Annotated in this window: 12 protein-coding genes; 11 read left to right on the forward strand and 1 reads right to left on the reverse strand. The window is 47.4% G+C overall.

Annotation, left to right across the window (positions count from 1 at the left end):
* Positions 1-121: 121 nt before the first annotated feature.
* The 3 genes from G7Y37_RS03600 to G7Y37_RS03610 all read left to right on the forward strand — a co-directional run bounded on the left by G7Y37_RS03600 (position 122) and on the right by G7Y37_RS03610 (position 2,779).
* Positions 122-1,705 carry a lipopolysaccharide biosynthesis protein gene (locus tag G7Y37_RS03600; RefSeq protein ID WP_165061951.1) on the forward strand — a complete coding sequence of 528 codons (1,584 nt, stop codon included), beginning with the start codon at positions 122-124 and terminating at the stop codon, positions 1,703-1,705.
* A 40-nt stretch (positions 1,706-1,745) separates the two neighbouring features.
* A complete protein-coding gene (locus G7Y37_RS03605) occupies positions 1,746-2,441 on the forward strand; it encodes an ECF transporter S component (protein ID WP_165061954.1) in 696 nt (231 codons plus the stop codon).
* Between the two features lie 104 nt (positions 2,442-2,545).
* Positions 2,546-2,779 carry a hypothetical protein gene (locus G7Y37_RS03610; protein WP_165061739.1) on the forward strand — a complete coding sequence of 78 codons (234 nt, stop codon included), beginning with the start codon at positions 2,546-2,548 and terminating at the stop codon, positions 2,777-2,779.
* Between the two features lie 125 nt (positions 2,780-2,904).
* On the opposite strand, the gene dnaK is transcribed toward G7Y37_RS03610, so the two are convergent.
* Positions 2,905-4,656, reverse strand: coding sequence for a molecular chaperone DnaK (gene dnaK, locus G7Y37_RS03615; protein WP_165061957.1), 1,752 nt, complete (start codon positions 4,654-4,656; stop codon positions 2,905-2,907).
* A gap of 309 nt (positions 4,657-4,965) precedes the next feature.
* Between dnaK and G7Y37_RS03620 the strand changes: the two genes are divergently transcribed.
* From G7Y37_RS03620 to G7Y37_RS03655, 8 genes are all read left to right on the forward strand, one after another.
* Entirely contained in the window at positions 4,966-6,222 is a 1,257-nt protein-coding gene (locus G7Y37_RS03620; protein ID WP_241155993.1) for a polysaccharide deacetylase family protein, read from the forward strand.
* A gap of 42 nt (positions 6,223-6,264) precedes the next feature.
* A complete protein-coding gene (locus G7Y37_RS03625) occupies positions 6,265-7,152 on the forward strand; it encodes a DUF5685 family protein (protein ID WP_165061960.1) in 888 nt (295 codons plus the stop codon).
* On the forward strand, positions 7,153-8,028 hold the full coding sequence (locus G7Y37_RS03630; protein WP_165061963.1) for a DnaJ domain-containing protein: 876 nt from the start codon (positions 7,153-7,155) through the stop codon (positions 8,026-8,028).
* A 261-nt stretch (positions 8,029-8,289) separates the two neighbouring features.
* A complete protein-coding gene (locus G7Y37_RS03635) occupies positions 8,290-10,554 on the forward strand; it encodes a leucine-rich repeat domain-containing protein (RefSeq protein WP_165061966.1) in 2,265 nt (754 codons plus the stop codon).
* 97 nt (positions 10,555-10,651) lie between these two features.
* Complete coding sequence (locus G7Y37_RS03640) at positions 10,652-12,319, forward strand: hypothetical protein (RefSeq protein ID WP_165061968.1); 1,668 nt, start codon at positions 10,652-10,654, stop codon at positions 12,317-12,319.
* A 444-nt stretch (positions 12,320-12,763) separates the two neighbouring features.
* Complete coding sequence (locus G7Y37_RS03645; RefSeq protein WP_206214082.1) at positions 12,764-12,949, forward strand: hypothetical protein; 186 nt, start codon at positions 12,764-12,766, stop codon at positions 12,947-12,949.
* On the forward strand, positions 12,937-13,263 hold the full coding sequence (locus G7Y37_RS03650) for a hypothetical protein (RefSeq protein WP_165061973.1): 327 nt from the start codon (positions 12,937-12,939) through the stop codon (positions 13,261-13,263). The genes G7Y37_RS03645 and G7Y37_RS03650 overlap by 13 nt, the downstream gene beginning before the upstream one ends.
* Positions 13,264-13,403: 140 nt before the next feature.
* Positions 13,404-15,389, forward strand: a complete 1,986-nt coding sequence (locus G7Y37_RS03655; protein WP_165061975.1) for a hypothetical protein — start codon at positions 13,404-13,406, stop codon at positions 15,387-15,389.
* The last annotated feature ends 54 nt before the right edge of the window (positions 15,390-15,443 follow it).

Raw genomic sequence — 15,443 nt, forward strand, 5'->3', positions numbered from 1 at the left:
CTATCTGTTAACGCAATGCGAATGTGTAAATAGCACATTACTCATGCTAATTAATTCACTATTGAAGACTATACTATAAATACGCATTAAACGCACGATAAAAGGAGTCGCGAACCGCCGAATGCCAGCCCATAGTAACAAGCAACCGCGCCAACATAAGCAAAATTTTATAGCGAAGCTTGCAAATCAATGGTTCGATCGTGTAGTGGGCGCAATGAAAGGCGATGGGCTTTCAGCTGCTGAAGCGGCGTATGCTCCACACCGCACTACTCGCGATTTTATTTGGAACACAGCTGGTTCGGCTGCATGGGCATTAGTATTTCCGGTAATGACTATGGTGTCTACTCAGGTTGTCGGAGTTGAGCAAGCTGGCATGATTTCGATGGCGTTTATAGTGGCGCTATTGCTTATGTTTATTGGAAATTTTGGTACCCGTGCCTATCAGGTATCCGATCTAAGCGAAGAACACTCTTTTGCCGATTATCAAGTTAGCCGTTGGATAACTTGCATCGCTATGTTGGTTGTTGGTTGGTTGTATTGCAGCATTCGCGGCTACGATTCCGAAATGTTCAATATTTCCATGGGCGTAATTTTATTCAAGTTTGTTGATGCTTTGGCAGACGTTTATGAAGGCAGGCTACAGCAGGTAGACAAACTTTATTTAGGCGGACTTTCTCAAACTATTCGCTCTGTTATAGCTGTACTTGCGTTTTGTATCGTAATGCTAATAACGCATAATTCGGTGGTGTCGTGCTATGCAATGGCTATTGCAGCTGTAGTTACTTTTGTGGTTATAACATGGCCACTAACGCTTATGGAAACGCCAAAGTCGAAAGGTTTTAGCCTGCCCAGTTTTATGCAGCTGTTTAAGGCTACGGCACCTCTTTTTGTGGCAATTTTCCTGTTTAACGTTATAGAAAATACCCCGAAATTTGTTATGGAAGGGTCGCTGGCATACGATAACCAGCTGTATTACAACGCGCTATATTTCCCGGCACAGATGATATTGATAGGCGCTCAGCTTGTGTATAAGCCGCTTTTGCTGCGCATGACTGGGGTGTGGCAAGATGCGGCTAAACGTCGAAAATTCGACTTGCTTATAGTGGGGCTAATGGGCGTTATAGTGGGAATAACGGCGGCGGTATGGGCTGTTATGGCATGGGTTGGTCTGCCGGTAATGAGCTTCTTATATGGTGTAGATTTTGAGCCGTATCGCGGATTGTTGTACGTAATGCTTGCGTGCGGCGGCGTTACGGCAGCTATTGATTTTTTGTATCAAGTAATAACTATTATGCGCAGGCAGCGCGATGTAACTACTCTTTATTTGGTAACGTTCGGATTTTCGCTGTTCGTGCCGCTTTTGCTGGTTTCGTTTGCGGGTCTAAGCGGCGCAGTTCTTAGCTACCTTATTGTTGAGTCTATTTTGCTGGTGTTGCTTACTTGGGAATACTTCCGCATTCGCCGCGATTTATCGCGGGAAGGACAAGTGCGTGCTTACTCGTCTGCCGCAGATGCTTCTCGGCATGGTTCGCATGCCGAACATACCGAGCGCACAATGTTTTTGGCGAGAGATGATGCGGATAATCCCGAGCAGGAAGATGAGCCTACAGATCTTCAGCCTAAGCGCAGGAAGCGTCCTAGCGAATTGCGCGCAGAGCGCGAACATCGCAAAGAGGTACTTGATCGCCGATTGCATCGACACTAATCTGCGTAATGTTTAGCATTCATTTCGAAAGGCGAATTGCATGTCTAATTCTGAGAAAAAAATCAGCACAATAATTTCTACTTTTCCGTTTTTGCAAAAGGTGAACACGGGGATTGATGCGGGTGCGCCTGCAAGTGTGTCAGCTGATGTGCGCGGCGCGGCGAGCTCTAGCAGTATTGCGCGGAATGTGGTGTTTGCGCTGGCATTTTGCGCTGTGGCTGTAGCGGGGCGTGTGGCTTTTGCAAGCATAGCTAGCGTGCAGCCTGTTACTGCCGTGTGCATAATGGCTGGAATTTTGTTGGGTAGACGCTACGGGTTTGCTGTAGGCGCTATGGCTGCTTTTGCATCTAATATGTTTCTTGGGCAGGGTGCTTGGACTATTTGGCAGATGGCGGCTTGGGGGCTTTCTGGTTGGTTGGCAGGTGTGTTGGGTGCACGCGGGCTGTTCGGCTGTAAGGACGCGCCTAAAGTTCGTGCTGGCGCTGGAGGTGTTCGCACACTACTTGTATATGCGTATGGGTTTTTTGTATCGCTTTTGTTCGGGTTCATAATGAACACATGGATAGTTGCCATGTTTGGTGGTGCTATGCAATGGCAGGCGGTAGTGGGAGTTTATGCCGCTGGGTTGCCGTTCGATATTGCACATGCTGTATCTACAGTAGTATTCCTTGTGCCGATGTGCGCAATTTGGCGCTACGTAACGTATCCATTTGAAAATAGTGCAGAAGTGAAATAGTTCACTAATTGTCATTTCACCGAAAATTGGTTATTCTTGGCATGTAGTTTATTAACGATGCTCTATTGTTGTAGAGCTGTTAATTTGAGGAACAGGAGAGCAATATGTGTTTCAGACCAGCAGATGCATCCGCCGGCCCAATGAAGTGCCCCGAATGCGGTAAGCCCATTCAAATGCTTGGTGGCATGAAGATTGAGAAGTGCCCTTTCTGCAAGGCAGACTTCTCTGAATATATTAATGGCACCAAGCCTATGCCCGGCGCACCCGGTGCTCCAGCTGCCCCCGGCGCCCCGGCTGCACCCGGCGCTCCAGCTGCCCCGAAGGCTCCTGGTCAATAGGAGTTAGATCTTATAGGCAAAGAAAAGCCCCGCAATCGGGGCTTTTCTTTTTGGTGTTGTTATGTTGGTTGTGCGTCGCTTGTGCGTTGTAGCGTAATTTGTGTCAGGTAATTGCGCAGCGCAGGCTAAAGCAAACGCTCCAACTCGGCGATAGCGGCACTGAAAGCGCCCTTATCTTCCGGTTTCATCTTTTCAGGTTTTTTCATCAAGTATTTTTGTACGCTAGCTACAGCACTTTTCAGCTGACGTTTTGTATCCTTTTCCATCTGTTTGCCTTCGGCTTTTATACGCTCTTCAGCTTCATTAACTAGTTTCTGCGCCTTTTCGCGCTCTTGGAAAGCGTCGCGCCGCGCTTGGTCTTCGGCAGCGTATTTTTCGGCATCTGCCATTGCGGCTGCTATTTCAGCATCGGTCATGCGCTCGCTATCGGTTATGGTTATTGACTGCTCGTTGCCTGTGCCCAAATCTTTCGCCGTAACGGTAAGTATGCCGTTTGCATCTATGTCGAAACTAACGTTAATTTGAGGCACGCCGGCAGGGGCGCGCTTTATGCCTTTCAGCGTGAATTTACCTATAGATTTATTGTCGGCTGCCATGGGGCGCTCGCCCTGCATAATGTTGATTTCCACTTTGGTTTGGAAGGGTGCGGCTGTTGTAAATACTTGCTCGTAGTGGATGGGTAATGTGGTGTTGCGCTCTATTACTCGTGTGGCTATGCCGCCTACAGTTTCTATAGCAAAACTCATGGGCACAACATCAAGCAACAGCAATTCTCCACCACGCGGTACCATGGCACCGCCTTTTGCAGCCATCGCGCTTGACAGCGTGTTTGCTTGAATTGCGGCACCTTGCGCTACGCACTCATCTGGATTAATGCTGCTAGCAGGGCGTTTCCCTGTCAATTTCTGCACATGCGTCTGAACTGCCGGTATGCGCGTGCTGCCGCCAACAAGTAGCACCTCGCCTAGTTCACTTGCGGCTATGCCTGCATCGTTTAGTGCTTGCATAACGGGTTCAGTGGTTGCTTCAACCAAGTGGTTGGTTAGCCTGTCAAATTCGGCGCGCGTTATGGTTTGTTCCATATGAAGCGGACCGCTGGCGTTTTGCGCCAAAAACGGCAGGTTAACAGTGGTTGACTCCATGCTGCTAAGTTCGCGCTTGGCTTGCTCGGCGGCTTCAAGTACGCGCTGGTGCGCCATTTGGTCGCGTGTTAGGTCAACGCCGGTTTGGGCGCGGAAGTTGTCTAGCAGATGCTTCGTTAGCACTTCGTCAAAATCGTCGCCGCCAAGATGGTTATTGCCCGATGTGGCTAGCACTTCTATAACGCCGTCACCAATTTCTATAACAGACACGTCGAAAGTGCCGCCGCCTAAGTCGTACACCATTACTTTTTGTGCAGTTCCGTGGTCTAGTCCATACGCCAGCGCAGCGGCTGTGGGTTCGTTAATTATGCGCAATACGTTAAGCCCAGCTATTGTGCCGGCATCTTTTGTGGCGTTGCGTTGCATGTCGTTGAAGTAGGCGGGAACAGTTATAACCGCATCAGTTATGCTAGTGGCAAGGTAGTTTTCTGCGTCGGTGCGCAGCTTGCGCAATATCATTGCCGACAATTCTTGCGGCGAGAAATCTTTGCCATCTATGTTTTTGCGCCAATTTGTACCCATGTGGCGCTTTACGCTGCCTATTGTGCGGTCTGGGTTCATGGCTGCTTGGCGCTGTGCAACTGCGCCCACTAGCCGCTCGCCGTCTTTTGTAAAGGCCAGCACCGATGGCGTTGTGCGCCCGCCTTCCGCATTGGTGATAACTTCTGGCGAGTCGCCCTCTACTGCGGCTACGCAGCTATTTGTTGTGCCAAGGTCTATTCCGATAGCTGTCATTTATATGCCTTTCTTTTGGTTTGCCTATAGTCTGACATTACAGGTGGGGTTTGCGTTTGGAAAATACAAGAAAGTCATACGAAGTGAATATGAAACTGTGCGCCAAAACACTTCCGATTCTGAATTTCGAATAAACATTGTTGCGATTGTGCTATTTTTCCATGCAAGTTCATTCGTATTGCGGGAATAAGTTGGAGTCGTGGATTTAAATAGTCATTCTTTAAAAACATTGTTTTTAGCGGCATATTTAACCTGTATTTTGCTAAGATTCAGCCAACTAGAAACATAATTTACTACGAAGGAAATCGCTTGACGCAGCACGCAGCACATAACGCATCACGACCATCAGCATCAACTAGTCGTACTCCAATTTGGGCAATAGTGTGCATACCTGTTGTCGTTGTTGCGGCGCTTTTGTTTGTGGTGCTGTTTCCTTGGCCTTGCACTGCTGCGGTGAATGGCACGGATGTTAAATCTACAGTTCATACCACTGTGCAAGATCTTATAGAAAGCCAAAACCTAAACATAGTTCCCGGCGATTTGGTAGCGGTTGATGGAAGCGTTATTAAGCAAGGCGGCGGTGAGCCTATGCATATAACCGTGAACGGTGAAGACTTGCAAGATACTGGTCGTTTGGTTTGCGAAGGCGACGTTATATTGGTTGAAAATGGAAGCAACACTACCGAGCCATTTGTTGAAGAAGTGCAAGAAATAGCGCCTAGCGTGCGTTTTGAGGGCACCGGCGCTATGCATCGCTATGCCGGTGTGGGCTCACCCGGCGAGCAAGTTATAAGAACAGGCAACATGTCTGGGATTAGAGTTGAGGAAACTACGAAAGAGCCAGTTCAAGAGGTTGTTCGGAATTTCAACATAGATACCGGTGGACAAAAAGTGGTGGCGTTAACGTTCGACGATGGTCCGTGGAATGCGTGGTCTTCCGAAGTGCTAGACATTCTGGCGGCTAATGGTGCGAAAGCCACGTTCTTCACCGTGGGCGACAGAATTGCGTCGCAGGAAGATGTGGTGCGGGCTGCGGCTGCGGCAGGTCATCAGATATGTACGCATTCTTGGGATCATGCTGCCGGAGACGGGCACGGAGTTGATTTAGGGCGCATGAAGCCTGAAGATCGAGTTTCCGAAATAACAAAGGGTTTTGACGAAATAGCGCGTGTTACTGGTTCGCAGGCTAGTTCAATTATTCGCGTGCCCGGTGGTAACTTCAACGAAGAAACCGCGTCTGTTTTGCAACCTTACATAACTGCTGAAGTTGGCTGGAATATAGATACGCGCGATTGGCAAAAGCCGGGAGCAGCGTCTATTGCGCAGCGTATTCTTAGTGTGCAGCCCGGCTATATTGTGCTTATGCACGATGGTGGGGGCGACAGAAGTCAGACGGTTGCGGCTTTGCGCGACGCGCTTCCGCAGCTGGCAGCGCAGGGGTATCGTTTTGTTACGATAGATGAACTGCTTGCTTGCGCAACTAACGATGTTGTACAAGCAAGTGGAGAAGATACTCAGGTAAATAATGAAGCCAATATTGAAGGTGCCGCGGATGGTTCTGCGTAAAATGCGGCTGCCGATTAGATGCCATCGAAGTGGTTTTAGCGTATGTTTGGGATAGCGGTTGCGCGGCTAGATCAAGTTTCAGATGAAGAGAAAGAGCGCTATCAGGCGTTTTACTGTGGGTTATGCAGAACGCTAAAGCGGCGCTACGGTCAAGTTAGCCGTGCGGCGCTAAGTTACGATCTTGCGTTTTTGGTAATGTTTTTGGATTCACTGACTGAGCCCGCCCAAAACTGTGGAGCGGCGCATTGTATTTCACACCCGAAAAAACGCATGCCGTATTGCGAATCAATTTATAGCGATTACGCTGCCGATCTTAGTGTGGCGCTGGCGTACCATAAATGTTTGGATGACGTGTCTGACGACGGAACTGCGCGGGCGCGCACTATTGAGCATATGATGCGGGGGCACTACGCTAAAGCTGTAAAGCGCATTCCGGAAGAGTGTAGCGCCATAGAGGGCGCTATGCGCAAGATTAACCAGCTAGAAGCTGATGCTGATGCCCCGCCTGATGCTTGTGCGCGTGTGTTTGGTCAGCTTATGGGTCAATTGTTTGCCGCTGGGTGCGTGTGGGGTCGTTCGCTTTCGCCTGATTCTGCTTGGGAAGGCACCATGTGGGCGCGCGCGGCGGGTGAATTTGGCGCGCTTTTGGGGCGGTTTATTTATCTGATGGATGCCGCTGTTGATTACGCGGACGACAAAAAGACAGGCAGCTACAATCCGTTTGTGCGCCTAGACGCTAATCCCGGGCAAATGCGCGAAATATTAACCGTTTTGGCGGGGGATGCGACTAGTGCATTTGAGCGTTTACCGCTTGTGCAAGACGTACACTTAATGCGCAGCGTACTTTATGCTGGAGTTTGGCAAAAATTCAATCATACTTATAAGGAAATGTCTGAAGCGAAAACAATGGAAGGCGTGCCGTCAGAGTAGATGGATAATCCTTACGACATATTGGGTGTATCGCGCGACGCGTCGATGGACGAAGTAAAGAAGGCGTACCGAAAGAAGGCGCGTGAGAATCATCCCGATTTGAACCCCGGGGATGCGCAAGCAGAAGAGCGCATGAATAAGATTAACGAGGCATACGACCGCATAACCAACCCGGAAAAGTATGCTGCAAGCGATGCGCGCAGGCGTGGTTACGCAGGTCCTAGTGGTCCTAGAGGCTATGGTGGTACAACCTATGGACCGGGTGGCGCGGGTGCTGGCGGCGCTGGTGGCGCTGGTGGCGCTGGCGGTGCGGGAGGTTCTAGTAGTTCAGGCGGCGGTTATTACGACCCGTTTGGCTATGGCGGAGAACAAGGCGGTTCGAGTGGTCAAGACCCTTATGGGTGGACCACTATCAATTTCGACGATCTTTTTGGTGGTGCCTACGCTACGCAAAGTGCGCCCATACATCCAGAGGAAGCAGCGGGCGATTCACCCGAAGTAAGGCAGGCGATATATGCCATCAATTCGCAAAACTACCGCAACGCTATAAATATATTGCAACAAATTCCGTCTGGCGGGCGTAATGCGAGATGGTATTATTTATTCGCACTTGCGAATAATGGGGCAGGAAACACTGTTGCAGCGCACGACAATATACGTCGTGCTAGGCAGATGGATCCAAACAATAACGACTACGCGCGCGCCGAAAGCCAGTTCACACGCCGCGCCCAAACATACACTCAGCAGGGCGAAGGTCGTGGTTTCACTAGTTTTGGAATAGACCCAAATTGGCTTTGCTGTTGCATATGCTTAGGACCTACATGTTGCTCGTACTTCAGCCGCATGTGTGCCTATGGAGGCTTTGGCTTGTTCTAGCATGCCAGTATGCCAGCAAGGCATCCTCCGACTTCCGTTTTGTGGAGGGCTTGTGGTTTGTGGAAACAAATTTCGCGATATGACTTGCCAATTCTTTGCAAAGGGTGATTAAATGCAATCGCCTTTATAGGTGTAGCAACGGAAAGAAAACCGAAGTTCTCGCTACGGGACACACGGTGAAATCGAGCGAAGCACCCGGGACATAAGTGCGACGCTTCCGATGATCAGTGTGGGCGGAATTGAGGAAAAAGGGACGATATCATGAAGAATAGTTCGCGTGTTTTTACACGGAAGTCTATATCGCTATTGAGCGCACTTGCGCTGATTTCAACGTTAACGCCAGCAGCTGCGTTTGCTGTAGCGAGTGACGAATATTCTGCTGCGCAGGATGCCTCTCAGGATACTCAATCTATTTCCACTTCCGAGACGGCACAAGATGGACAAAAAGATACTGCTGACGCAATGCAAAACGCCAAGCAGCCCGAAGCAGCGCTTCCAGAAGAGAAAGCATCTAGCCTGCCGGGTTTGAAGGAAGATGCAATAGTTGATGTGCCAGAAATAGTGTCGGCTAGCGTTAATCTGGATTCTCAGGAATTGCAGCCGGTTATCGTATCAAGCAATGGTCTTACCTTTCAGGTAAATTCTCAAGATGCTACGAAAGCAAGTTGTATCGGTTGGAATGGTAATGCCTTACAAGGAAATCTTGTTATCCCAGAGCAAATTGATGTTGCGGGTACTCAGGTAACTGTTACGAAAATTTGCTTGGGGGGGGGGTATTTAAATGCTACTTCTGACAAGGTAGAGTCTCAAAATTCCAAAAATTTTTCGACCGCTAACGCGGCAACTACCAATGAAGGTACGGGTGAAAATGCGCCCGCCGCGAATGCGACTGCAGCAAATGCAGCCGCTGCGAATGCGGCAGCAGCAAACATGCCCGCCGCAAATGCAGCCGCCGCGAATGCGACTGCAGCAAACACGCCAGCCGCAAATGGCGAAAACTCCGCAGAACCCAATCCTTACACAACCGAATATTTTACCGATGCGGAAAAAGCACCTGAGGTAACCTCAATTACAATTCCGGCTACAGTCGAAGAAATCGACCTAGCTTTCTTCCAATTATTCCCCAACGCTCAGGCAATAACTGTTGCCGAGGGCAATCAAAACTACAAAAGCAATAACGGCATGCTGCTAGACGCAGCGCAAACTTGCCTCCTTCTCGTTCCAGAGGGTATGGAGGGCGCTGCCGTGCTTCCTGAACATACGGCCTCTGTCCCTGCTTGCGTATTTTCCCGATGCACCAAGCTTTCGGCCATAGAAACGGGAAGCGCGGTCCCTGCGCACTTCATCACTCGGAACGGTTTGTTATATACGCAAGACTTAACAACTTTGGTAGCTGCGCCCCCAGCGCTTGGTACCAGTGTGGTAATAGCGCCTGAGTGTATGCAGATTGCATCGGGCGCGTTCTGGGGCAATACAGCTTTACAAACAATTGTTGCGAACGGAAATGTTGAAAGCATCGCTATGAGGCTAGATAATGCTGAATTGGGCGTAACGGGTGTTGCAGGGCTAAGTGCTACACATGCAAATGCTGTCGAAAGCGAAGCATTTATTCCCTCTTTCAATCCTATAACAACGCAGAATGCAAAAGTGGCTACTCCTTATACCGCTGCTTGGAAGGCGGCAGGTTTTACCAATTTCATTGAACCTGCCAAACCCGGCAATACGGTTAGTGAAAATGGTTTCACCTACACCCTGCTAGACGATTTTACGCTTGCGGTTGGTTGGACTGGAGAAGGTAAGCCAGAAGCAGAATTGACAATTCCTGAAATGGGTGCTGTAAACGGAGCTGAATACAGCGTATCCACCATTACGCCGGAAGGTTTTGCTGGAATTGATTCCATTGTTGTGGCAAACATTCCAGCAAGCGTAATCGAAATAGGCAATTCTGCTTTCGCTAATTGCGTAAATTTAAAAACTGTACACTTGCCAGATACTGTACAAATAATAGGTGCTGGCGCGTTCGAAAACACAGCGCTTACCACTTTTGTTGTGCCTGCGCAGCTGCAAACAATAGGTGAAGCGGCGCTGTCTGGTCTAAATGAAACAACCATAGTAGACCTTCATGGCACAGCAGATATATCTCCAGCCGCGCTTGGTTCTACCACAAAAGCTAGCATATATGTTCCATATAACGAAAGGGGTGTTTACGCTTGGCAGCCCGGATTGCCCACATCGGGTAATGCGATTTTGCCATTCGGCATAAAGCTGGGCACTTCTTATTTTGATATGGAAGTGGGACAAAGTGCAAGCCTGTTCGGCGGTACGGGATATATATACGCGCCCGGTGATGCCTATGCAACTTGTAGGTATCCAGCCAGTGCATTCAGCATAAATGCGGAAGCGGGCACTATAACTGCGCTTCGTGAAGGCAATATGCGCTTTAACATTTGGTTGCAGCTATGTCTGCCAGAAACGCAAGTTGATGGCAGAGTGCAGGCGCGCCAGATAGATCTTACAACTCCTTAATACGTTTCGGCTAACTCGGCTGAACTTCACACGAATAAGCAGACCTTAGAACAGAGGCTTTGGCAGTTGCATGCCACGATCAGTAAAGGAAAAGGAAATGAGGAAACTAAGCTTGCCAAAAAGGATTACATCCTTAGCATTTGCTGCGGCTTTAGTGTGCACGATGGTTCCCGTCGCTGCGCAAACGGCGGCACCCGAAACGGCGTATGCTGCAGGTGCAGAAGCGAAAGCTGCTGGCGCACAGATTAACGTGTCAACACCGTTTTATGTAGATTTCGGCAGTCAAAGCAACCCTTACGATGTGGCGCAGCCCAATTCTGCCAATAGTCAGGCTGCGTTAACTTCAACAAGCTTTTTCGAAAATCATAGCGAATCGCGTCTTGCGTTGGACCAAGTGGAATGCACAAAGCCAAGCGATTGGACTGGTGTTGATAACAGCTGGATAATCAGCGCGGATGGCAACAATACTATGGATTCCTCTAAGGAATTATTTAGCTTATGGATAAAGAATGAAAACACGATAGACACTAACACAACGCCAAATTTGAAATTTGGGTACGCTACTCACGATGCTGATAAATTGCAGCGCTATAACGAGACGATAAACGAGCGCTTTGAATTCAATAAAAATGAAACTCTATACTGCACTTTCCGATTGAATCTAGATTCTGCTAGTGCAAAGGTGAACCCTAAAGCCGCTAATGGTGCTGCAGCGCGACAAGGTATAGGCACCGTGAAATTTACTTTTGACACAAACGTGTTTACGGGCGAAAAGGATGCGTTCACTACAAGTGCTACCCTTCTTGAGGACACAATTGTTATACAAGATAAAAGCAATGGACTTATAAGTTCGGGGCAAATTTATTCTGCAAGCCAAATAAAAGCTCAAGCAAAGGATTTATCACTCCATCAAAAAGAAGATGGAACAAACGATTCGGTTTATTACCCAATGTATAAGAGATTTGTCGAAGACGTTCAGTTGGGGGAAAGTGGTTATCCGATTAATACAGAATATACTGCAAAAGTCCGCTGGATAACGATAGAATACCCAATAAGAGTGATTGGTATATGTCAAGACCATCTTAGTTCGCAAAACTATTATGGATCAGCAAGCAATTATGCAGGTCTTAGTTTTTTGATAACTGGTGATTATAATCACACACATTCATTCCGGAACATGAATGATGAAATAACTTACACGAACACTAAAGGCGAAGTAGTTACGGACTTTTTTGCTTTTGGCGGATGGGAAAAATGCGATTTTAGAAGCGAATACATGATTCCTGAATCGGAAAACTATGCAGCATTTAGGAATTATATAGCTCCAGTTATAAAAAGAAGTACGACAACTTGGACTTTGTCGGAAAGCGATTCAGGACAGATGAATCCGGTGAAGGACGATAATGGGTATTGCGAGACCGAAGATAAGCTATTTCTTCTAAGTGCTTATGAAGTTTTTGGCGAAATGGTTAGTGGTGCTGGGCATAGGCAGGGCAGGGATGGCTTTTTTCAATACCAGTGGTTTAACAGTGCAACTTATGGTAAAGGCAATACGAAACACATGGTATCAAATATGTTGTTAGTGCCATATGAGCCTACGCCTGCGAACGTAGATCAGGAAAGCAGCGGCTATAAGTATGGTTTTAGATTGCGTAGTACCGGAGAAGCTGACTATAAAGTATTCAAAGTCTTAGGGTATGACGGAACTTATTCGACGGGTTCAGCTGGATATCAAAGAAATCCGCTTACTGGCTTTTGTGTCTAATCGTTAAGAGTAATTTAGGAATGTTCCACGTGGAGCATTTCTAAACCTATCAGTCTTACTGAGGGCATAGCAGAGCACATTCTGAAACCGATTTACAAAGCATTTTATAAACAGTAAATATCCAGTTCCGGCGACTTTATGTTGCCGGAACTAGGGGAACCTTGACAATCGAATAGAAGGCAAAATACAAACATTTGTTCTTGATTTCATCTCGATTTGATGCTAATATCAACACATTGAATGGAGCCAATGTACGCGATAGAGGTGGCTAATCCATCCTATTCCGAAGAGGCGAAGCGCTTTCCCTTTTGCCTGATGCAACGCTTACAAGATCCTCCTAAGCAGGAAAGGCATGTGGGTAACATGTGGGCGGAAAGGAATAGTATGGCTGCAACTGGTACTATTAGAATACATATTACTATATTGGAAGGAGGTGAAACAGGAATGTCACGCACAGAAGAAGAGCGCTACCGCAATATTGTTGAGGCGTGCCGGAAGTCTGCCGAACACGATCGCGAGATTGGTTTTACGCGTCTTACTCCACAAGAAAGTGACGCGCTAATAGATATCAGGCTCGAAGCTGCTGCAAAAGAATGGGATCGTGCAGGTGATGCTTTATGCTGCATATAACATTCAGCTCTGATTTTCACGAGTCTAGCTTTGAGATATTAGAAAATATAGCTTTTTGGTACAGAAAAACGTGTCCACCTATTGAAATACGTAAAGGGTTTACCGCAGCAAGAGATAAAGCGGCGCGTTTTGTCCAAGAATATCCTGATTTTGGTCGAGGTGTTTCAGGCGGACGGGTTTTCTCTTTTAAATATAAATCTAGAAAGTATATTGTTTTGTATAACATTGAAAACGGCGAGATAATTCTGCGAGATATAGCTGATGGCAGAAGCCGTAAGGCTTCAAAGTGGTTAGAGGGTCTTGAAGATCTTTAGTTTTAGCGCGGGCTTATACAAATAAATATTTGTCTTCTATTCGGCTGTCAAATTTGGCAGCCGTTTTTGTTGTAAAAGCGGCTGCATGAATTGAAGAAAGCTCCTGTAAGGGACTGTGTAACGGATAAAAGGCGGATAGCATGTTAGAAAAAGCGATGCTGCAAAAAACAAAGACTAATTCAGCTTTAAAGACAATGCTCTTTTTGGCAGTCTTGTGCGCATTTGTATTGACAATAGCTAATACAGGGCGTGCATTCGCTACCGGCATAGATTATTCCGGCGATATGGGTATGCATATTATCGATTCTACTGAAAACACATTCACTGGAAGTACAAGTGTAGAAACATCAATCAGTATGAATTTGTACGTTGTAGATTCCAGTACAGTCAGTCCAGTAGTCAGCAAGTATGAAGCCATAGAAACATCTACCAGTATGAGCATGTATGTTACCGACTCTACCAAAGAAGGCGGCATGGCAGATGGCAATACAGGTGGCAAATACAACGAAGCTACGGGCGCATTTGAAAGCAACATGCAACTAGGTCTGTGGGTTACTAATAGTTTACTTAAGGATGACGGAACACCTAACACATCTACTACAGGGGAGCTGAATACAAACTTAGGTATTTGGGTAACGGGTGGCACGCAGGTGCAGTCTTCTGATGCGGTTCATGTTAGCTGGGATTTGGGCATTCCGAACGCGCAATGGGTTGATGGTACTAACAATATCAAGGTGCAAAATATAGAACTGGAAAATGGGCAGGGTACGCTTAGTGCTCCACCGATGGATATTAAAAATATATGTGGTTACTACTTGGCAGGCTGGAAAGTTAACGGCAGCAATTATGCGCAAAGTTTAAACAACATAACTCTTCAGCCGTTTGCTGACTATACGCTCGTAGCCGATTGGCAACCCCGTATTTACGAGATAACTATAGATGCGACAGGTAGTAGTGTCGAAGATAATGCTTGGACGCAAACAAGCGGTACAAGCACATATACGGCGACTTTTACAGGTCCGAATGAAAGCGTTACGCTGCCGCCTGTTGCGCATCGAACCGGTTATACATTTAATGGTTGGGAAAATGCCCCTGCCAACAATGTAGTGAATGCTGCTGTAGTTGAAACTGATAGCACAGAAGTATCTGCAAATAGATTAAGCGCATCATATTGTGTCAAGTGGGACGCAAACACCTATACAGTAAAGCTATACAACGATGACACATGCGACGAAAGTACGCTGCTAGCTACTAGCGATGCGCTTAGCTATGGCGATGGAGAAGACAGCAAAGTTACGCTGCTTTCAAACGACAATCTTGCCAACGACAAGAAGCCTTACGGATTTGCTTTAGTTGGCTGGCGCACGCTGCCACAAAATAGCAATCTTGCGGCAACCACTTACAACCCGAACGGAGATGCTGCTGATAAGCCTACAGTAAAAGCGCTGGTAGACAACGTAGCTGGTCCGGCTGAATCGGGCGGCGTAGTTACTGGCAACGATGCGTTTGATGAAGATGGAAAGCAACTAAAAACCGCACGGTACATAAAGCTATATGCGGTATGGCAGCCCGTGTATAACATTGCGCTTCCGCTAACTAATGGCACAAATAGTCGTGTTGATATGACGCTAGATGTAACACTTCATCAAATTACGGCTACTTCGGCTAATGGGCAAAATAAGAAGCTGGTAGTGGAATCTCGTTCTCCGTTCGATGTGAATGTTCTGGCAAAGTCTATACCCGTGCGCGACAGCAGTAACAAATGCGTTATAGAGCAGCTATTGTGGCCCAAGGATGGCTCTACAGTTACGGTTGAAGATGCGCTGAAATTCCAGTATGCGGGTTCATATGTGGGAACTACTAACGCATTTAATCAGCAATTCAATTTTGATGGCAGCACCAATACTCAGGTAGGAACCCTGACGGCCGCTTCTCAAAATGGCGAGAAACAAATGAGTGGCGACTTAACACTTGTATTCCCGGCGGATGAATTCAACTACAAGACTGATGCCTTGGTAAGCGACTTACAGGTGGCAGATATTACTTGGACTGTGCAATACGCAGGTACTGGGGCTATTAATCCCGGTAATACCTATGTATATAAATTGCCCGCAAGCGTGGGGTAAATCCGCTTTGTATTTCACAACGTAAATCATTGACAGCAATCGATTTGAAAGAGA

Origin of the sequence: Adlercreutzia sp. ZJ154 (assembly GCF_011039055.1) — a bacterium.
GTDB lineage: Bacteria > Actinomycetota > Coriobacteriia > Coriobacteriales > Eggerthellaceae > Adlercreutzia_A.

Bases quoted from the DNA above. Each gene is read 5' to 3' on its own strand.
- G7Y37_RS03600 (WP_165061951.1), top strand. From the start codon at position 122: ATGCCAGCCCATAGTAACAAGCAACCGCGCCAACATAAGCAAAATTTT.
- G7Y37_RS03605 (WP_165061954.1), top strand. From the start codon at position 1,746: ATGTCTAATTCTGAGAAAAAAATCAGCACAATAATTTCTACTTTTCCG.
- G7Y37_RS03610 (WP_165061739.1), top strand. From the start codon at position 2,546: ATGTGTTTCAGACCAGCAGATGCATCCGCCGGCCCAATGAAGTGCCCC.
- dnaK (WP_165061957.1), bottom strand. From the start codon at position 4,656: ATGACAGCTATCGGAATAGACCTTGGCACAACAAATAGCTGCGTAGCC.
- G7Y37_RS03625 (WP_165061960.1), top strand. From the start codon at position 6,265: ATGTTTGGGATAGCGGTTGCGCGGCTAGATCAAGTTTCAGATGAAGAG.
- G7Y37_RS03630 (WP_165061963.1), top strand. From the start codon at position 7,153: ATGGATAATCCTTACGACATATTGGGTGTATCGCGCGACGCGTCGATG.
- G7Y37_RS03635 (WP_165061966.1), top strand. From the start codon at position 8,290: ATGAAGAATAGTTCGCGTGTTTTTACACGGAAGTCTATATCGCTATTG.
- G7Y37_RS03640 (WP_165061968.1), top strand. From the start codon at position 10,652: ATGAGGAAACTAAGCTTGCCAAAAAGGATTACATCCTTAGCATTTGCT.
- G7Y37_RS03645 (WP_206214082.1), top strand. From the start codon at position 12,764: ATGTCACGCACAGAAGAAGAGCGCTACCGCAATATTGTTGAGGCGTGC.
- G7Y37_RS03650 (WP_165061973.1), top strand. From the start codon at position 12,937: ATGCTGCATATAACATTCAGCTCTGATTTTCACGAGTCTAGCTTTGAG.
- G7Y37_RS03655 (WP_165061975.1), top strand. From the start codon at position 13,404: ATGTTAGAAAAAGCGATGCTGCAAAAAACAAAGACTAATTCAGCTTTA.